General features: G+C 65.4%; 14 protein-coding genes. 2 read left to right on the top strand and 12 right to left on the bottom strand.

Annotated features, from left to right (window positions below; all coding sequences use genetic code 11):
* Window positions 1–31: 31 nt before the first annotated feature.
* Window positions 32–1,759: an adenylate/guanylate cyclase domain-containing protein gene (locus tag ACWPN5_RS27815; protein ID WP_492298619.1), complete on the bottom strand. Its 1,728-nt coding sequence runs from the start codon at window positions 1,757–1,759 to the stop codon at window positions 32–34.
* A gap of 158 nt (window positions 1,760–1,917) precedes the next feature.
* On the opposite strand from ACWPN5_RS27815, the gene ACWPN5_RS27810 reads away from it, so the two are divergent.
* Window positions 1,918–2,616: a Crp/Fnr family transcriptional regulator gene (locus tag ACWPN5_RS27810; RefSeq protein WP_492298618.1), complete on the top strand. Its 699-nt coding sequence runs from the start codon at window positions 1,918–1,920 to the stop codon at window positions 2,614–2,616.
* Window positions 2,617–2,625: 9 nt separating this feature from the next.
* On the opposite strand, the gene ACWPN5_RS27805 is transcribed toward ACWPN5_RS27810, so the two are convergent.
* The 5 genes from ACWPN5_RS27805 to ACWPN5_RS27785 form a co-directional block, all read right to left on the bottom strand.
* Window positions 2,626–3,204: a YceI family protein gene (locus ACWPN5_RS27805; RefSeq protein WP_492298617.1), complete on the bottom strand. Its 579-nt coding sequence runs from the start codon at window positions 3,202–3,204 to the stop codon at window positions 2,626–2,628.
* A 44-nt stretch (window positions 3,205–3,248) separates the two neighbouring features.
* Complete coding sequence (locus ACWPN5_RS27800) at window positions 3,249–4,103, bottom strand: hypothetical protein (protein ID WP_492298615.1); 855 nt, start codon at window positions 4,101–4,103, stop codon at window positions 3,249–3,251.
* Between the two features lie 329 nt (window positions 4,104–4,432).
* Window positions 4,433–5,506 carry an IS5 family transposase gene (locus ACWPN5_RS27795; RefSeq protein WP_492298613.1) on the bottom strand — a complete coding sequence of 358 codons (1,074 nt, stop codon included), beginning with the start codon at window positions 5,504–5,506 and terminating at the stop codon, window positions 4,433–4,435.
* Between the two features lie 387 nt (window positions 5,507–5,893).
* Window positions 5,894–7,444 (bottom strand): DNA polymerase, encoded by a 1,551-nt coding sequence (locus ACWPN5_RS27790; protein WP_492298612.1) that lies wholly within the window; start codon window positions 7,442–7,444, stop codon window positions 5,894–5,896.
* Window positions 7,437–9,137: an RNA-directed DNA polymerase gene (locus ACWPN5_RS27785; RefSeq protein WP_492298610.1), complete on the bottom strand. Its 1,701-nt coding sequence runs from the start codon at window positions 9,135–9,137 to the stop codon at window positions 7,437–7,439. Before ACWPN5_RS27785 ends, ACWPN5_RS27790 begins: the two co-directional genes overlap by 8 nt.
* A gap of 332 nt (window positions 9,138–9,469) precedes the next feature.
* On the opposite strand from ACWPN5_RS27785, the gene ACWPN5_RS27780 reads away from it, so the two are divergent.
* The gene (locus ACWPN5_RS27780) at window positions 9,470–10,543 is read left to right on the top strand and encodes an IS5 family transposase (protein WP_492298609.1); all 1,074 of its coding nucleotides are present in this window, start codon (window positions 9,470–9,472) and stop codon (window positions 10,541–10,543) included.
* A gap of 477 nt (window positions 10,544–11,020) precedes the next feature.
* Here ACWPN5_RS27780 and ACWPN5_RS27775 read toward each other — a convergent pair whose 3' ends face one another.
* The 6 genes from ACWPN5_RS27775 to ACWPN5_RS27750 form a co-directional block, all read right to left on the bottom strand.
* A complete protein-coding gene (locus tag ACWPN5_RS27775) occupies window positions 11,021–11,725 on the bottom strand; it encodes a nitroreductase (protein ID WP_492298607.1) in 705 nt (234 codons plus the stop codon).
* Between the two features lie 77 nt (window positions 11,726–11,802).
* Entirely contained in the window at window positions 11,803–12,192 is a 390-nt protein-coding gene (locus ACWPN5_RS27770) for a response regulator transcription factor (protein WP_247877433.1), read from the bottom strand.
* Window positions 12,193–12,336: 144 nt separating this feature from the next.
* Complete coding sequence (locus ACWPN5_RS27765; RefSeq protein WP_492298605.1) at window positions 12,337–13,011, bottom strand: response regulator transcription factor; 675 nt, start codon at window positions 13,009–13,011, stop codon at window positions 12,337–12,339.
* 7 nt (window positions 13,012–13,018) lie between these two features.
* Window positions 13,019–14,509, bottom strand: coding sequence for a PAS domain-containing sensor histidine kinase (locus tag ACWPN5_RS27760; RefSeq protein WP_492298603.1), 1,491 nt, complete (start codon window positions 14,507–14,509; stop codon window positions 13,019–13,021).
* Window positions 14,510–14,686: 177 nt separating this feature from the next.
* Complete coding sequence (locus ACWPN5_RS27755) at window positions 14,687–16,360, bottom strand: FAD-dependent oxidoreductase (protein WP_200477412.1); 1,674 nt, start codon at window positions 16,358–16,360, stop codon at window positions 14,687–14,689.
* 228 nt (window positions 16,361–16,588) lie between these two features.
* A complete protein-coding gene (locus ACWPN5_RS27750) occupies window positions 16,589–18,073 on the bottom strand; it encodes an efflux transporter outer membrane subunit (protein ID WP_492298601.1) in 1,485 nt (494 codons plus the stop codon).
* Between the last annotated feature and the right edge of the window lie 31 nt (window positions 18,074–18,104).

Raw genomic sequence — 18,104 nt, 5'->3', positions numbered from 1 at the left:
CTCCCCCGACACCCGCAGCGGTGGCCTCGTCCTAAGCGTCGCCCCAGGGGGGAGAGGGGACGGTGGTTCCACCCTCCAGCAGCGCCCGCAAATCCTCCTGGCGGCGGACGGTCCGCACCCCGAGCGTGCCGTCGCGGCCCCGGATCGCCACATCCCGGCGTTCCAGACGCTCCAGCCCCTGGAGCCCCGCCAGCTCGGCGGCCGCGTCGGAGAAGACTACGGTGGCGCCCAGCGTCTTGGTCATCTCCTCCAGCCTCGCGGCGACGTTGCCGGTGTCGCCGATGAACTGCAGCGACCCGTCCTCCGAACAGGCCACCGCCCCGACCACGGCGAGGCCGGAATGCACCCCGGCCCCGAAGGCCAGCGGCTGGTCCAGCTCCTCCGCGAGGTCGCGGCTCAGCAGCTCGATGTCGCGCCACAGGTCAGCGGTGGCGCGCAGCGCGCTGGCCGCCGCCGCCGCGGGGTCGTCCTCGTTGGCGAACATGCCCATCACCCCGTCCCCGGCGATGGCGATGACGTAGCCGCCGTGTTTGCGGATCGCATCCGTGACCACCTGGACGTAGCGGGTGACGATGAACAGCGCGTCGAAGGGCAGCCGCTCCGCCGCCAGCGAGGTCGACCCCCGCAAATCCACGAACAGCGCGGTGATCGCCAGCTCCCGCCCGCTGTCCATGGGCGCGGTGACGGCGAAGGTGCGGCCATTGTCCCGCGCCGAGATCAGCGGCGTCACCGACAGCGGCGCCACCGGGCGGAGCTGGCAGGCGAGGCGGACGGCGCGCGGCGCCTTCATCCGCTCCAGCACCGCCCGCTCCGTGGCGTTGGGCGGCGGCAGGGCGTCCACCCCCTCGGTCACGCGGATGCGGCAGGTGGAGCAGCGGCCCCGCCCGCCGCACAGCGCGGTGTGCGGGACGCCGTTGGCGCGGCTGGCCTCCAGCACCGAGGTGCCGCGCGGCACGGTGACGGTGCGCCCGCCGGGATAGGCGATGCGCACCGGGCTGGTCGCCCGCGCCCGCCAGTTGCGGTATTGCCGCATCCCCAGCGTGCCGACCAGCAGCAGGACGTAGGTGTTGAACACGCCGCCGCTGATCGCCGCCAGCGCGGCGCGGTTCTCCGCCTCCGGCGTGCCGGGGGCAGGCGCGCGGAACTGCTCCAGATAGGCGGGGTCGGCGGCGGCCCGGCGCTCGGCGTCCCAGCCGGCGTTGACGATCCCGGCCAGCGCCAGCAGGGGCAGCAGCATGGCGAAGGCGCCGAGCAGCGCGGCGCGGCTCCGGTACCAGGGCTTCGTCATCAGCCAGCCGCGCACCCCGATGCAGCCGTGGATCCACACGATGACCAGCAGCAGGAGCTGGCGCCACAGCAGGGTTTCCGGCGCGGTGATCCAGTAGAGGACGATCGCCCGCGGGTAAGTCAGCGGGTCGTTGTAGAGGTCGTCCGACAGCATCCCGGCCATGCCGTGGGAAATCAGCAGGAGGGGGATGCACAGGCCGAGCCCGAGCTGCCACGCCTCCCCGGCGGGCATGCGCAGGTGGCGGCGCCGGTACAGCGCCCACAGCCCCAGCCCGGCGTGGGTGACGAAGGAGCCGGCGAGCAGCGCCTGCCCCGGCGGCGTGTCCCACATCCACAACAGGGTGCGCCGCGCCACCTCCATCCCCGGCAGCAGCAGCAGCCCGGCGGCGTGGGCCAGGAAATGGGTGATGACGAAGGTGAACAGCGTCAGGCCGGTGAACAGGCGCAACGGGCGTTCGATCCGGCGTTTCATGAACGGGCCCCGGTCATGAACGGCGGCGGGCGGCGGATGGGACGGTCGTCATGTCGGTCGGCGGGCTCGGGCTGTGAAGGTCGGCTTCGGCGTGGCGTCCCCGGGCATCCTATGAGATCATCCCGCGCCATGCCACAGCCGGACATCCACACCCGTTCATGAGGCGCCGGAGCGAAACGCTGGCCGGGGCGGCGCTGTTCCGCTCCCTGTCCCCCGACGAGCTGCGGGCGCTGGAGGATCGTTGCCTCTGGCGCCGGGTGGAGGCCGGGCAATGGATCATCGATTTCGAGGATGAGGGCACCGACGTTTTCATCGTCGCCGCCGGTCTGGTCCGGGTGACGATCCGCGCGATCTCCGGGCGGACGGTGATCCTGCGCGACATCCCCGCCGGGGAGTTCTTCGGGGAGCTGGCGGCCATCGACGGCAAGGCCCGCTCCGCCGGCATCGTCGCCGTGACCAACGCCACGGTCGCCTGCATGCCCGCCCCGCTGTTCCGCGACTGCATCCACCGCCATCCCGACGTCTGCGATCAGGTGATGGTCCTGCTGGCCGGGGAGATCCGGAAGCTCGCCACGCGGGTGAACGAGTTCAACACGCTGGACGTGCGCCACCGCATCTATTCCGAGCTGCTGCGGCTGGCCCGGCCGGACGGGCGGGGAGAGCACAGCGCGACCATCTCCCCGCCGCCGCCCCACGCCGACCTCGCCGCCCGTGTCAGCACCCGGCGCGAAGCGGTCTCGCGGGAGCTGAGCGCGCTGGAGCGCGACGGGCTGCTGGAGAAGCGGCGGGGGGCGCTGCTGCTTCTCGACACCCGCCGCCTGCGGGACCGGGTCCGGCAGGCGGCGGAGGAGGATTGACGGCGCGCCTTACGCCTTCACCGCCTCGGACTCGATGATGATCTGGATGTCGTCGCCGATGTTCGGCACGCCGTACTTCATGCCGAAGTCGGAGCGCTTGATCGTGCCGCGGGCGGAGAAGCCGACCGTCTCCTGCTTGCTGGCCGGGCTGACGCCGTCCTTGTTGAAGGTCACGTCGAGGACCACCGGCTTGGTGACGCCCAGCAGGGTCAGGTCGCCGTGCAGCTTGCCGGTCTTATCGCCGGTCGTCTCGATCTTCGTGCTCTTGAAGGTCATCTTCGGGAACTCCTTCGCGTTGAAGAAGTCCGGCGACTTCAGGTGCTCGTCGCGCTTGGCGTGGTTGGTGTCGACGCTGGTGGTGTCGATGGTCACCGACAGGCTGCTCTTGTCGGCGGCGTCCTTGTCGAAGGACAGCTCGCCGGCGAACGTGTTGAAGCGGCCCATGGCCTTGGCGAAGCCCAGATGGTCGACGATGAAGACCACGGCGGTGTGGGCCGGGTCGAGCTTGTAGGCGACCGGGGCGGCCTGGGCGGTCAGCGGCAGGGCGACGAGGGCGGACAGGGCGGCGGCGGCGAGAAGACGGTTCATGATTCGGAGTCCTTTGTCGGATGGAACGGGATGACTGGGGTGGGTCAGTAGCCGGACACGTCGGAACCGGCGGAGAGAAGGAAGGCGACGCCCACGGCGGCGGCGGCCGGCACCAGGGCGATGGCGGTCAGCGCCACGGTGCCCATGGCCCGGCCCGCGGGGGTGCGCGGCAGGGGCAGGCGGTCGCGCAGCCGGTCGGCGAAGAAGGCCGGCAGGACGAGCAGCAGGGCTTCGGCGTGGGCGGAGGAGAAGAAGGTCAGGGTGGCGGCCAGCAGCACCAGGATGCCCAGCGCGGCCTGACCGGCGTTGCCCCAGGCGTGGCGCTCCACCGGCCAGTTCCACAGCAGCAGGCCGCCGGTGGCCGCGGCCAGCGCGAAGGCGAGCTGGGCGACGGAGGCCGAGGCGCCGACCAGCGCCACCCCGCCCACCGCCACCGCGGCGGCCAGCAGGGCGACGCTGGGCGTCGCCACCCCTTCGCCCTCGCCGGCGGTGCGCGTCAGGGCGATCCAGCCGCCGGCCAGCAGCAGCACCGCGGCGGTGATGGTGTCGAGGCTTCCCGGCAGCACCGGCAGGGCGATCCACAGCAAGGACGCCGTCACCCAGGCGCCGAGCAGCCATGTCCCCCGGCGGCGGTCGATCCCGGCGAGGTCGGCGCCGACGCCAATGACCAGACCAGCCACCGCGCTCCAGAACAGGCGGCCCATGCTGGAGGGCGGGGGCAGGGCGGGCAGGCCGACGATCAGCACGTAGGCCGCCAGGAAGGCGGCGGCAACACCCGCCGCCGCCAACCGGGGACCCCGCGTGCGCCCGCCGGCGAGACGGACCACACCGACGGCGGCGACGCCGACCACCAAGGGAAACAGGGCGGTCTGCACCACAAGATCATCGAGCAGAGCCATCGTCGGAACACTCCAAGCCGCAGGAAACGAGACGCGGGGCGGAGCCTGCCGGGATGGAACGGTCAGGCCAGCGCTTCGCGGCGCGGCTGGAGAGTGCCGTCACGGCCCGCCGCCGCCTGTGCGAAAACGCACATCGCGAACGCGGTGTGACCGGGTTTTTGAGCGTGAACGATCTCGTTAGCAGGACGCGGAAAAACGAACATATTCCGGCTTTTTGCCTCCGCTGAGGCTTGAAAATAGCGTTTCCGACGCCCGTTTTTGCCAGAATGGAGCGCCTTTTCGCGCTCCGAGATGCCCAGAGCCGCCGTTGAGGCGGATTTCGGGCGTGATTATGCCGCCAGCAGCTTGGGCAGGCGGATCAGGTTGTAGGCGGTAGCGGTCAGGGTGAACATCCAACCGACGCGGGCCGTGCCGCGATGACGCGTTTTGCGCAAGCCAGCTCCCTTGATCCAGCCGAACAGCTCCTCAATCCGTTTGCGGATGCGCAAGGACACGGCATAGCCACTGTGGCGGGTGGTCCGGCCGTCGATCGCCGAGCGGCGCTTGCTCGTGTTCTGCGCGACGTGCGCAGCGGCGCCCAACTCGCGCATGGTCGCCACGAAATCCCTGGTGTCGTAAGCCTTGTCGGCGCCCACGGTGATGCGGTGGCGGCCGGGGATGGCCTCGACCATGGAAACCGCCGCCTCGCGTTCGGCCAAGCCGGTGGCTGCCGTCAGCCGGACATCCACCACCAGGGCGTTCCGGTTCTCCATCAGGGCGTGGCCCATGAAGGCCAGCTTCGCCGGCTGCCCGTTGCCCTTGCGGTACAGCCGCGCCTCGGGATCGCTGGTCGAGGCATGGGTCTCGTTGGACCGCTTCTCGCCATGGAAGTCGCGCTCGCCGTTGCGCCCCGGCCCCGGCGGCTCGCCGCTGCCATCCTTGGGCCGGAAGCTCTTCACGCTGGCCCAGGCTTCGATCAGCGTCCCATCCACCGAGAAGTGCTCGTCCGACAGCAGCGCCTTGACCCGGGGTTGACCCAGCACGGCGGCCAGGAACTTGGCCGCCACATCGCCGGCCAGCAGGCGCTCACGGTTCTTGGTGAATACCGTAACGTCCCACACCGGGGCGTCCATCGACAAGCCGACGAACCAGCGGAACAGCAGGTTGTAATCGAGCTGTTCCATCAGCTGGCGTTCCGAGCGCACCGAGTAGAAGGCCTGAAGCAGCAGCGCCCGCAGCAGCTTCTCCGGCGGGATCGACGGTCGACCGATCGTCGAGTACAGCCCCTCGAACGTCGGCGACATCACCTCCAGCGCTTCATCAACAATAGCCCGGATCGGTCGTAGAGGATGGCTCGCCGGAACACGGGCCTCACAGCTCACATAGCTGAACAGGCCCTCGCTGTGGTCGTCCGATCCCCGCATCGTCCCCTCGCCAGCCGCTTTCTCTTCGACCGGAGAGAAGCACGACCGCCAAGCCGGGCATAGCCTTTTTCAGCGGCCTGTTAGAGCCGAACGTCGGCTCAGCTCCTTCGTGCCGTCCGTGTCGAGTTGGAAGATGGCTTCTACGTTGCATAGGTTGGGGGTGCTCCCCGCCCAAGCTCTTACGTATGTCGGTTCAGGGCTAGGAACAGCCATGCCTGGAAAGGCAGCTCATGACCGAGACAGTGTTGGCGAATTCCGAAGCAGTGATCCGGAACGCTCTGTTAGGCGAGAGCCCGCGCTCACAGCCTTCATTCCTTAGCTGGGGGGGAGGAGCCTTTGAAACCAGCCACTGATTTCGCGAACACTGTCATGAATCAGAGCGGTCAATTAGTTTGAGGCGAACTGGCCGATTGAGGCTTTGCCTTTGACGCGACCATACAATTGCTCGGTCATTACCCTCTCGAATGCATTCACAACTTTCGCTGGCGTATCCGGAAAACGGAACTCGAATAGAATCGCATCGTGCATAGGCAATATAATGGTTACGTCCTCTAAATCGCCAACTTCCAGAAGAGCCTTCTTAAAGATTAACGAAGCAGTACCTTGAACCACTTGACTAACTGTGGAGCGGCACTCCTTCGAAGATAGTTGCCCTGTGCCGATCCTCTTATAATGGTTTCCTTGTGCAGTGGCAATGCGGCCATCGCGCTGAAATTCGACCCAGATGGCCTTCTTCCACTCTTCATATTTGGAGAAGAGCCTGAAGGCAGCCTTCGCCCGTCCGCGGTCTGCACCGAGTGACACCGCTGCATCAACTAAGGCCTTCCGGCTCATCCCATAGGCGTATGAGAGAAACAGCTGCTTGGCGGCCTTCCGATTTCCTGCAAGCCCAAGGTGGGTTGTTGCAAACAGTTCGTACATATCGCCAGCACTATAGAGTATTATAAGTTCCGGATCCTCGGACAACGCTGCCATAATGCCAACCTCATACTGATCAAAGTCGACATAGCAGAGACTGGCCCCTTTCCGTGCAGCAATTATATTCCTGTATTTCTTAGGAAGATTTTGCAAAGGCGGGCTGCGCACATGTACGCGTGATGTCCGGGATCCAAAGATATCTATGATCGGCCGTGAATGTCCGCTCGATAAGGTAAGTGATGACAGTACCCGCTTAGCTGAATCAAATTCCTGGAGATCGAGCGTATCGCTGCCAAAGTCGTATTCATGCGGCAAGAACTCTAAAACATAATCGGTGGATACGCCAGTCAGATCAAATCCTTCAGAAATCAACTTGTCTTCAATCGCCTTCTGAGTAGGCATCTCCAATGGCATGTCATGTTTGGCTGAATAGTTCTTCAAGCATAAGTAGTAGTCATGTTCTGCATCCTTTCTCTTTTCTGACAGGATCGCAGAGTTGATGGCAATCCCGGCTGACATAGCCCTCTGAAGAAGCCGATATACGGGCACTTCCACCGTGAAGAAGCGTTCGAGTTCGCCATTTAAAGAAGCTTCCGCGCACAGGGAATTGTACATCTTGGCCATGATCTTCGCGGCTTCGCATGCGACGTTTGCGTCGAACTTTACCCCTCTGTAAAACATCCTTCTGTAGGCGGAGCAGAGCTCTGGGTTTGCTCCATATCGTTCCAATTCGCCGGTAATATCCACCTTCTCACGAGAGAGCCTGTCTTCGGGATTCCCGCTGATCGCAATTCGAAATTCGTCGAGATCAATGATGGATCTCGGCAAATCTTGTGTTTTATCGAAGAGGATATCACGGATCATCCAGAAATCGTGACATACAACCGCACCTCGAAACCCCACAACCTGTTCGGCGCTCGTCTCGCTCAGTTTATCATCTTCCAGCCAATAGAAGCAGTCTTCACCCCGCCCAGTGAAGTCACTTGTGAACAGAAGAAGCTTCCATGCGAAATCAATCATATTCGCTGACCTCATCCACAAGGTTCAGGAGATCGGGTCGCTCACGGACAGCGAACGGTAGGCCGTCGTCATTGGCGTGGCGCGCCACACGAGCGACCGTGCCCTTCAGTCCCGTTGGTACCAAGCCGTGCAACGGCCGCAGACTCTCCGTCGGGAGGATGGACGCCGATATCAGCAGATAACGTGCATTCAGATAGGGCAGCGACGGCTGGAAACGCTGGACCGCTCTCTCGATTAGGTGGGTCTCTCCCACGCATCGGAGCCAGATGAGAATGGCCGCAGCTTCTGCTGATCTCATATCCTCCTGGAGCTTGCGATCAGCCAGTTCAACGAGAGCATCGGACCGATACCGGCGCAGTGCAAGGAGTAGCCAGATAATATAATTTTGCCAGTCATGAATGGTGCCTTCCTCTGCCAAGAGAAACTTCTCCAATGCCGGCAGGCAGCGCCCATCTCTGTCCAAGATCGTGATCAATCGGCAATATTGATCGGTCGTTACGGCTTGATCCAACAATGTTCCAGACAGTGCGTCCAGCAGCGATGTTGATAAGGTGTCGCTCACGTCGAAGAGGCCTGATTCCACAATTTGCGCTACTCGATTCACTGCAAAACGGAATTGACGCGATTGAGTTTCTCCCCGCGCAATACAATCGACGAGTATGTTAAAGATATAGGTGACCGAACGCGTCACGATCCGGCGGCTGCGTGACTGCCACATATGATTAATTGCGGTTTTAGTATTATCCTGAGATGGGAAATCCTCGACAAGCACATCTTCGGGTATGTCAGGCGCCAGTATCTTAGTTTTGCTTGCATTGATATTCAAACCCACCGTGCGCAACTGCCGAATCAGGTCCTGGAGTGCGCGCTTGGCATGTATCTCGGAGTTTGCAATAATCCGGATATCGTCGACATATCGGTAATAGTCATAACCTTTATTAGCCATTTCATAGTCCACAGCGGACAGCAGTATATTAGACAGAAAGGAGGATGCATCCCGATTTTGCGGCAAGCCGTGACTACCGTTGAATGTCCACTGCTCAAGCAATCTGTCCAGTGTTCTAATGGCATTGCGAATATGCAGCTTTTCAGGCCCTGTCGCGTCAATGTTCGGGATGGTGCGCTCCATCTGCTCAATCAGCTGGGCGCGAGATATATTTTCAAAGAAGTTGCTTACGTCAGTGACCAATAGGTATTTTTTTGATCTGACGAAAGTAAGCGTCACCCCCTCAAAAGTAAACCATCTTGCTATCTTGGGCTTGAATAGATACTTTGGATTTTGGGGATTGGAATCATAGCGGTAACTAAGAACGCGATGACTAAGCAGCTTATCATAATATGGGATGAGAAAGCTACATATTGACTGGTAGATGAAGCGATCGAAAAAATCTGTTTCGAGGCCGTAACGTTCACCATAGCCACTCTTCGGGACATTCCGGACGGTGCTCCGTGTTCCGCAATAAGCACCATTCCACTCCTGAAGAAGCGATAAGATGATTTTCTTTGCCTCTCTCGGGTTATTGAAGAAATCATTGTATTGCAGGCAATCGGAATACCAGTCATCTCGCATGTCCTGCCGAAGATGAAGCAAAACTTTGTCAAACCGGACCGGAAAGCCGAGGGCTTGCCCTTGCTCCCAAAAAGATGTACTGAGCGAGTATTCCTCGCCATCATTCGATTGGCCAGCCGACATCACCGATAGCGCCTCGCCTTTGCCACAACCCACGAAGACCCGCCCAAACGCATACACTTTACCTCTTAGGCAATTTGATTTCTACTCCTTTCGATATGGTGTGATGCAAGGAACGCCGCAAAAATCTGGTACTTGTTGATCCGCACGCCTTGGTGTGGGAATGACCGAGAATGACGCTGTTATTCCGTAATCCGATTGTTTGGCAGCGTTGTCCGGCATTCTTATGAAAACTGTTGGGCAGCTCACAATTAACAGGCCGCTGAAAAAGGCTATGCCCGGCTTGGCGGTCGTGCTTCTCTCCGGTCGAAGAGAAAGCGGCTGGCGAGGGGACGATGCGGGGATCGGACGACCACAGCGAGGGCCTGTTCAGCTATGTGAGCTGTGAGGCCCGTGTTCCGGCGAGCCATCCTCTACGACCGATCCGGGCTATTGTTGATGAAGCGCTGGAGGTGATGTCGCCGACGTTCGAGGGGCTGTACTCGACGATCGGTCGACCGTCGATCCCGCCGGAGAAGCTGCTGCGGGCGCTGCTGCTTCAGGCCTTCTACTCGGTGCGCTCGGAACGCCAGCTGATGGAACAGCTCGATTACAACCTGCTGTTCCGCTGGTTCGTCGGCTTGTCGATGGACGCCCCGGTGTGGGACGTTACGGTATTCACCAAGAACCGTGAGCGCCTGCTGGCCGGCGATGTGGCGGCCAAGTTCCTGGCCGCCGTGCTGGGTCAACCCCGGGTCAAGGCGCTGCTGTCGGACGAGCACTTCTCGGTGGATGGGACGCTGATCGAAGCCTGGGCCAGCGTGAAGAGCTTCCGGCCCAAGGATGGCAGCGGCGAGCCGCCGGGGCCGGGGCGCAACGGCGAGCGCGACTTCCATGGCGAGAAGCGGTCCAACGAGACCCATGCCTCGACCAGCGATCCCGAGGCGCGGCTGTACCGCAAGGGCAACGGGCAGCCGGCGAAGCTGGCCTTCATGGGCCACGCCCTGATGGAGAACCGGAACGCCCTGGTGGTGGATGTCCGGCTGACGGCAGCCACCGGCTTGGCCGAACGCGAGGCGGCGGTTTCCATGGTCGAGGCCATCCCCGGCCCCCACCGCATCACCGTGGGCGCCGACAAGGCTTACGACACCAGGGATTTCGTGGCGAACATGCGCGAGTTGGGCGCCGCTGCGCACGTCGCGCAGAACACGAGCAAGCGCCGCTCGGCGATCGACGGCCGGACCACCCGCCACAGTGGCTATGCCGTGTCCTTGCGCATCCGCAAACGGATTGAGGAGCTGTTCGGCTGGATCAAGGGAGCTGGCTTGCGCAAAACGCGTCATCGCGGCACGGCCCGCGTCGGTTGGATGTTCACCCTGACCGCTACCGCCTACAACCTGATCCGCCTGCCCAAGCTGCTGGCGGCATAATCACGCCCGAAATCCGCCTCAACGGCGGCTCTGGGCATCTCGGAGCGCGAAAAGGCGCTCCATTCTGGCAAAAACGGGCGTCGGAAACGCTATTTTCAAGCCTCAGCGGAGGCAAAAAGCCGGAATATGTTCGTTTTTCCGCGTCCTGTTAAACACAGTCATTCATATCAGCGGTGCACATATCCGTTACTGTCTCTAAGCGGTCTTGAACAAAAGTCCGCTTAGAGACAAATTCAGAAGTTCAAGAGTGTTCCAAAAGCGAGAGCTGAACCGGTGGAACACTGCCTGAGGGCAGGCGCGGACGCTCTCCTGCACTGCGGTCAGCTTCGCCCGTGGCCCTTCCCCGCCGCCGGTTCATTGTGTTCAACATCAGTTGGCGGTGAGCGCCGACCGTCCGGGAGTCAATATGGACTGGCACCGTCACGCAAGGGGCCGTGCCCTTGGCACCCTTCTTCCCTCCGGGATTGGAAGAAGGCGTCAGAAGCCGTGGAAGCGGGTGAAGTCGGCGACGGGGGCGCGCTCGGTCTCCAGGCGGTTTTCCGGCGCGTCGGGGTCGGCGTGGCCCAGCGCCATGCCGCTCAGCAGGATGTCGGTGTCCGGGATGGCGAGATGGCGGCGGACGATGCGGTGGTACGTGATGAAGGCGGCCTGCGGGCAGGTGTCCAGCCCGAAGCCCCGCGCCGCCACCATCACATTCTCCATGAACATGCCGACGTCGAGCCAGCTTCCCTGCTCCATCCGCCGGTCCATCGTGAAGAACAGCCCGACCGGAGCGCCGAAGAAGTCGTAGTTGCGGGCGTGCTGGTGGGCCATCGCCTCGCGGTCGCCCTTGGCGATGCCGAGCAGGCCGTAGAGGTCCCAGCCGATCTTCCGGCGCCGCGCCAGATAGGGCTCGAACCACTGGGTCGGGTAATAGGTGTATTCCGCCCCGGCCTGATCGTCCGCCGGGTCGAAATGGGCGGCGCGCAGCTCCGCCGACAGCGCCTCGCGCGCCGCACCGGCCACCGCATGGACTTTCCAGGGCTGGATGTTCGACCCGCTGGGCGCCCGGCTGGCGGCCTCAAGGATTTGCTCCACCACGGCGCGTGGCACCGGCTCGGCGGTGAAGGCGCGGACGCTGCGGCGGCTGCGCACGGCGTCCAACGCGGACAAGGGGCGGGGGGTGGGGTCTTCGGACGCCATGGGCGCGCTCCGCTGCGGACGGTGTCTCACGAACCCTGTCCGGGGAACGGCGGCCCTCTCAGGACCGAGAAGGACGGTCAGGCTGGCAGCAGGCGCTGCACCGCGTCAAGGAGCTGGTCCTCTTCGAACGGCTTTTCCAGGAAGGCGGTCACGCCGGCTTCCCGTGCGCGGGCGAAGGTCGCGGGATCGCCGCGCCCCGACACCATGATGACGGGCAGGCCGTGCAGGGTCGCGCCGAAACGCTCGATGAACTCCAGCCCGCTCATCACCGGCAGGTGCAGGTCGAGGACGAGGCAGCCCGACGGCTTGCCGTTGTACTGGTCCATGAAACTCTGGCACGACGCGTAGTCGCGCACTTCGAAGGCACAGGCTTCGAGCAGCGCCTTCATCGAGTCCCGCACCGGCTCGTCGTCGTCGACGATGTAGACGATGCTATCGCCCGGTTCGGCCAAGACTGCCTCCAGCATCGGAAATCACGCGGAATGACGCCCGTCGTCCGGGCGTTACAGGGAAGATAGAAGCCGACCGGCGGTGCCGGAATACGGAGTTCCCCTTATCGGGCGTGGTTTTGATGTGGATCAGTCGCCGCCGGGGCCGCCCGGCGGCCCGAATCACTCCCCTTTGGGGGTGATTCCGGCGGCCAGGGCCATGCGGACCAGCGAGGGCAGGCTGTCGGCGCGCATCTTCTCCATCACGCGGGCGCGGTGGATCTCGACCGTGCGCGGGCTGATGGACAGCTCGAAGGCGATGACCTTGTTCGACTTGCCCTCGACCAGCCATTGCAGCACGTCGCGTTCCCGCGGCGTCAGGCTGGACAGCCGCTCCAGCACCTCCGGAGAGACGGCGGGGGCAGTGGGGGCGGGGGCCGTCGCCTGGGCGGCCGGCGCGGCCGGGGGCGGAACGGCGCGGGCCAGGGCGGCCTTCACGCTGCCGATCAGGGCCTGCTCGTCGAAGGGCTTCTCCACGAAGTCGATGGCGCCGGCCTTCATGGCCCGCACCGCCAGGGGCACGTCGGCGTGGCCGGTCATGACGATCACCGGCAGGCCGCGCCCCTCCTGCACCAGACGCTCCTGCACGTCGAGCCCGCTCATCTGCGGCATCCGCACATCGACCAGCAGGCAGCCGGGCCGCGACGGCGCGTCCGAGTCCAGGAAGGCGAGGGGGAACTCGAAGCTCTCGACCCGGAACCCCTCGCATTCCAGCAGGATCACCACGGAATCGCGCACCGCCTCGTCGTCGTCCAGGACGAAGACCGTCATGTCCGACGGCGGGATATCGGGCAACAAGGGGAACTCAGGGCGCATCATCCTCTCCGGCAACCGGCACGGTGAAGGCAAAGGTGGCCCCTCCGTCGCCCGGTTCCAACCACAGGCGGCCGCCATGGGCCTCGATGATCGACCGGCAGATCGACAGGCCGAGCCCCATCCCCTTCTCCTTGGTGGTGACGAAGGGCTGGAAAAGCTGGGCCAGGACGGTCTCGTTGAGGCCGGGGCCGGTGTCGCGCACGGTGACGCGCATCAGCGCCGCCGACTCCGGGTCGGGGCCGGTGGCGACGGTCAATTCCCGAATCTCCAACTCGGCCATCGCCTCGATGGCGTTGCGGACGAGGTTGAGGACGACCTGCTGGATCTGGATCTTGTCGATCAGCACCGGCCGCTCGTCGCCGCTCATCTCCAGCCGGACATGGACGCCGCGCTCCTTGGCGCCGACCAGGGCGAGGGCGCTGGCCTCCTCCACGACCTTGCCGATGCTCTCCACCGTGTGTTCGGTCTGGCCCTTCTCGATGAAGTTGCGCAGGCGGCGGATGATCTGGCCGGCGCGGGCGGCCTGGGCGGTGGCCTTGTCCATCGTCTCCCGCGCCTTGTCCGCCCCGTCCGGACGGTCGAGCAGGCGCTTGACCGCCTTGGCGTAGTTGATGACGGCGGTCAGCGGCTGATTCAGCTCGTGCGCCAGGGTGGAGGCCATCTGGCCCATGGCGCTGACCCGGCTGACGTGCAGAAGCTCCGCCTGAAGTTCCTGCAGGCGCTTCTCGGTGGCCTGCCGCTCGGTCAGGTCGCGGATGAAGCCGGTGAAACAGCGGTGCCCGGCCAACCGCACCTCGCCCACCGCCAGTTCCATGGGAAAGACCGATCCATCGCGGCGCAGGCCGGAGACCACCCGCCCGATGCCGATGATCCGGCGCTCCCCGGTGGTCAGGTAATGGTCCATGTAGCGGTCGTGCTGCTCCCGGTAGGGGGAGGGCATCAGCAGGCTGACGTTCCGCCCCGTCACCTCGGCGGCGCTGTAGCCGAACAGCCGCTCCGCCGCTGGGCTGAAGGATTCGATCAGGCCGCGCTCGCTGATGACGATGATCGCCTCGGGCACGGTCTCCAGGATGGAGGTGAGGCGGGCCTCGCGCTCGCGCAGGGCGGTTTCGGCCCGCTTGCGCTCGCTGATGTCGCGGATGATGCCGATGTAGACCCCGTCGCCGCCGGCCTCCCGGCAGGCCTCGCCGACCGACAGCTCCATCGGGAAGGTCGTGCCGTCGCGGCGCAGGCCGGTGACCTCGCGCCCGATGCCGATGATCCGGCGCTCCCCGGTCCGGTGGTAGCGCTCCAGATAGCCGTCATGCTCCTCCCGGTAGGGCGGCGGCATCAGCATCTTGACGTTGTGGCCGATCACCTCGGCGGCCGTCCAGCCGAACAGCCGCTCGCAGGCCGGGTTGAAGGTCTGGATGCGCCCTTCGGCGTCGATGATGACGACTCCATCCGGCACCGTGTCCAGCATGGCCTGAAAGCGCAGCATGAGGTCCGGATTTCCCGTCCCGATATCGTCCGCCATCCCCGTCCCCAACGCCTCTTGTCCCTCGAACCGTTCTTGACCCAAGAGTAGTTGAGTTGATTTCTCGGTCAACCAGGATTGAGGCGGGGACTGGGGGTTGCGGGCGGGAAGATCGCTCCCCGCCCTTGCCGGACCGGCTGTTCACGCCGCCTGCTGGCCCTCCAGCGTGACCGCGCGGTCGTGCTGAAGCTGGGCCGCCACCTCCTCGGCGAGGCGGAAGGCCAGCGCCACGAGGTTGATGGTCGGGTGGTCGCACCCCATGCTGGGGAAGACCGAGCTGCCGCCGATGTAGAGGTTGTGCATCCCGTGCACCTTGCAGCGCGCGTCCACCACGCCCTGCTTCGGGTCGTCGTGCATGCGGGTGGTGCCCATATGGTGCCAGCACCAGGAGATGCGCTCCGCCCAGGCGCGCTCGGCGGCCTCCTGCGGGTCGGCCTCGGTCACCGTGATCAGGCCGTTGCGGGTCAGCTCCGTCCGCACCAGTTCGTTGGTGCGCAGGAAGTTGTCGCGGTCCTGCTCGGTCAGGCGCCACACCGTGTCGGCCCGGTTGAGGCCCAGCGCGTCGCGCTCCGCCGCCAGGGTCACGCGGCTGTCGGGATTGGGCACCGGCTCGACGATGGTCTCCAGCAGGAAGCTGCGCGTCACCCAGGCCGGGTTCACCACATTGTCGAACATCGCGTAAGCGAGATTCGGCAGATGCAGCGCGATCTGCGGCACCGCCTCGCGCAGCAGGGCCTTGAGGTCGCCCTCGGCGTGGCCGAACTTGCGGCGGTCGGACATCAGCATGCGCAGGTCGTGCAGCGCCCGCACCCCGGCGGTCGCCTCGCCATGATACTGCGCCACCAGATAGCTGCGCGAGTTCATCAGCCCCAGCCGGCGCTGCGTCTCCACCGTCGGCGACAGGGAGGCGGAGACGGGAAGGTGCTTGGCGTTCAGCCGACGGCGCGACAGGGTCAGCGTCATGTCGTAGAGGCGGCGGTGCCGCGCCTGGTCGGTCAGGCGGACGGAGCCGGCCTTGATCCGCGGGTGGTCGGTGAAGTAGCGGCCGACCAGATCGTGGCCGTTGCCCAGACCGGCGCTCTGCACCCGGTTGGACAGCAGCAGCAGGCGGGCGTTCTCGATGCCGCCGCAGCACAGGACGAACTGCCGCGCGGTGACCGTGAAGCGGGCGCCGCTGAGCGCGGCGCAGCGCACCCGCTCGACCACCGTGGCGGAGTCGTTGGTCTCGAACTCGGTGACGTTGGCGTTCAGGTAGCAGGCGATGTTCGCGGCCTGGACGATCTCGTCGACGGAGGTCACGCCGACGCGCGGCTGGTCGCTGATCTGGGCGATCCGGTTCTCCAGGGCGCCGCCCTCGACCGGCATCAGCTCGATCCCGTCGGGCGCCAGGGTCTGTTCCCAATGGCCGTTGTCGTAGATGTTCGACGGCAGGTTCAGGTGGCTGTGGGCGCGGGCGTAGTAGGGAGCCAGGGTCTCCGGCCCGAAGGGCCAGCCGCTGTTCGGCACCCAGGGCCGCGCCTCCATGTCGATCGGCTCGAAGGGCCGGCAGAAGCCGCCCCAGCAGTTGGTGCTGCCGCCGAAATAGCGGCTGCGCGCGGTGGACAGCCGCTCGTAGGGCAGGCCGAGATTCTCCCCGGCGTAGAGCGACTGGGTGTGGCCGTCGGGGTCGAGCCCGCCGCTTTCCAGAAGGACGATCTTCCAGCGTGAGCCGGCCAAGGCACGGGCTATGGCGAGCCCGGCGGCGCCGGCGCCGACGATGCAGAGGTCCGCGTCAAGGTTGGTGCCCGAGGACACCGAGCGAGCATCGAGGATCATGCTGCGCCTGCTTTTCTTTGGGGTTGAACGCACGGGACTCAGATAAATCCCAAGTTCCCCATGCCGTTACTGAAATTGCGGGCTAGCCCGTCCAGCGGGATAGCCCCGGCGCCATCCCCATCCCCGGCAATCGCGCGGATTTTACCCCTTTTTTCAAAGGACTGGCCGCCTCCCTCCCGCACCACCTCCGATGCGGAGTCCAAAGAGGTAGCCCGGCCTTTCTCCGGATTAAAAATTCGGCGGAGTGCCCCCCAACGCCTGGAGCAGGGATACGGCGGCGAGCAGGCGGCTCTGCCGCACCGACAGGGCGCTTTCCTCGTCCGACAGGGCGGCGGTCTGGGCGGTCAGGACGCTGCTGTAGGGCAGGGTGCCGGCCCGGTACTGGTTCAGGGTCAGCCGCTCCGCCTCGCGCGCCAGCCGCACCGCGTCGTCCTGGACGGCGGCCTGCTGGGCCAGGATGCGCTGGGCGGCGAGCTGGTCCTCGACCTCCTGGAAGGCGGTCAGCACGGTCTGGCGGTACTGCGCCACGCTCTGGTCGAAGACGGCGCGGCGCAGCTCCACCTCGGTCGTCCGCGTGCCGCCGTCGAACAGGGTCTGGGCGACCTGCGCCCCGACCGCCCAGATTGCCGTCGGCGCCTGAAGGAGCTTGGGCAGGATCGTCGCGCTGTTGGTGAGGGAGCCGGACAGCACCACGTCCGGGTACCAAGCCGACTCCGCGATGCCGATCTGGGCGTTGGCCTGGGCCATCTGCCGTTCCGCCGCCGCGATGTCCGGCCGGCGCTCCAGAAGGGCGGAGGGCACGCCGGGCGGGATCGCCGGAACGGCGGCAGTCAGCGGCGCCGGGGCCAGCGTGAAGGCGGCCGGAGCCTGCCCGACCAGAACCGCCATGGCGTGCTCGAACTGGGCGCGCTGCACCCCCAGCGCCACGAGCTGCGACTCGGTGGAGCGGACTTGGGTCTCGGCCGTGAAGACGTCGGCCAGCGTCGCCGTGCCCACGGCGTGGCGGTTGCGGGCGATCTCCAGCGACTGGCGGTAGGCGGCGATGGCTCGCTCCAGCAGCGCCTTGCGCTCGTCCGCCACGCGGAACTGGACGTAGGCGGTGGCGAGCTGCGCCTGCGCCGACAGGCGGGCGGCGGCGAGGTCGGCGGCGCTGGCCTGGAGATTGGCGTCGTTGCTTTCCACCGACCGGCGGATGCGGCCCCAGAGGTCCGGCGCCCAGCTCGCCCCCAGCCCGGCGTCGTAGGTGGTCACCGGCGTGCCGCTCCGGCTGACGCCGGTGCCGGAAACACTGCGGTTGCCCGACCCGACGGTTCCCGCCCGATCGGCGCCGCCGCTGACCGACAGGATGGGGAAAAAGGAGGAGCGGGCCTGATCCGACAGCGCCTTCGCCTGCCGGTAGGCGGCCTCCGCCGCCTTCAGGCTCTGGTTGTCGACCTCCACCCGGCGCATCAGCCCGTCCAGCACCGGATCGTTGAAGACGGTCCACCAGGGCCCGGCCTCCGCCTGTCCGGGGGCGGCAGGGCGCCAGCCGTCGTCGCGCGGGACGGGAGGAGCTGCGAAGGCCACGGGGGTGATGCCGCCCTCTTTGTAGGCCGGCGGCACGGCGGCGGAGGGCCGCTCGTAATCCGGTCCCACCGCGCAGGCCGACAACAGCGTGAGGGCGCCGAGCGCCGTGCCCAGGAGACGGGCGCGCCGCCCGAAGATCGTCGTCATGTCAGGTCCATCCAGAGGACAAATCCCCTCT

It is taken from the genome of Azospirillum sp. UENF 211521 (genome assembly GCF_058780535.1).
Note: the sequence above shows the minus strand (reverse complement) of the source record. Positions and strands in the feature narration are given on the sequence as shown.

Excerpts from the sequence above, each read along its gene's own strand:
- ACWPN5_RS27815 (WP_492298619.1), bottom strand. The coding sequence starts at position 1,759 with ATGAAACGCCGGATCGAACGCCCGTTGCGCCTGTTCACCGGCCTGACG.
- ACWPN5_RS27810 (WP_492298618.1), top strand. The coding sequence starts at position 1,918 with ATGAGGCGCCGGAGCGAAACGCTGGCCGGGGCGGCGCTGTTCCGCTCC.
- ACWPN5_RS27805 (WP_492298617.1), bottom strand. The coding sequence starts at position 3,204 with ATGAACCGTCTTCTCGCCGCCGCCGCCCTGTCCGCCCTCGTCGCCCTG.
- ACWPN5_RS27800 (WP_492298615.1), bottom strand. The coding sequence starts at position 4,103 with ATGGCTCTGCTCGATGATCTTGTGGTGCAGACCGCCCTGTTTCCCTTG.
- ACWPN5_RS27795 (WP_492298613.1), bottom strand. The coding sequence starts at position 5,506 with ATGCGGGGATCGGACGACCACAGCGAGGGCCTGTTCAGCTATGTGAGC.
- ACWPN5_RS27790 (WP_492298612.1), bottom strand. The coding sequence starts at position 7,444 with ATGATTGATTTCGCATGGAAGCTTCTTCTGTTCACAAGTGACTTCACT.
- ACWPN5_RS27785 (WP_492298610.1), bottom strand. The coding sequence starts at position 9,137 with ATGTCGGCTGGCCAATCGAATGATGGCGAGGAATACTCGCTCAGTACA.
- ACWPN5_RS27780 (WP_492298609.1), top strand. The coding sequence starts at position 9,470 with ATGCGGGGATCGGACGACCACAGCGAGGGCCTGTTCAGCTATGTGAGC.
- ACWPN5_RS27775 (WP_492298607.1), bottom strand. The coding sequence starts at position 11,725 with ATGGCGTCCGAAGACCCCACCCCCCGCCCCTTGTCCGCGTTGGACGCC.
- ACWPN5_RS27770 (WP_247877433.1), bottom strand. The coding sequence starts at position 12,192 with ATGCTGGAGGCAGTCTTGGCCGAACCGGGCGATAGCATCGTCTACATC.
- ACWPN5_RS27760 (WP_492298603.1), bottom strand. The coding sequence starts at position 14,509 with ATGCTGCGCTTTCAGGCCATGCTGGACACGGTGCCGGATGGAGTCGTC.
- ACWPN5_RS27755 (WP_200477412.1), bottom strand. The coding sequence starts at position 16,360 with ATGATCCTCGATGCTCGCTCGGTGTCCTCGGGCACCAACCTTGACGCG.
- ACWPN5_RS27750 (WP_492298601.1), bottom strand. The coding sequence starts at position 18,073 with ATGACGACGATCTTCGGGCGGCGCGCCCGTCTCCTGGGCACGGCGCTC.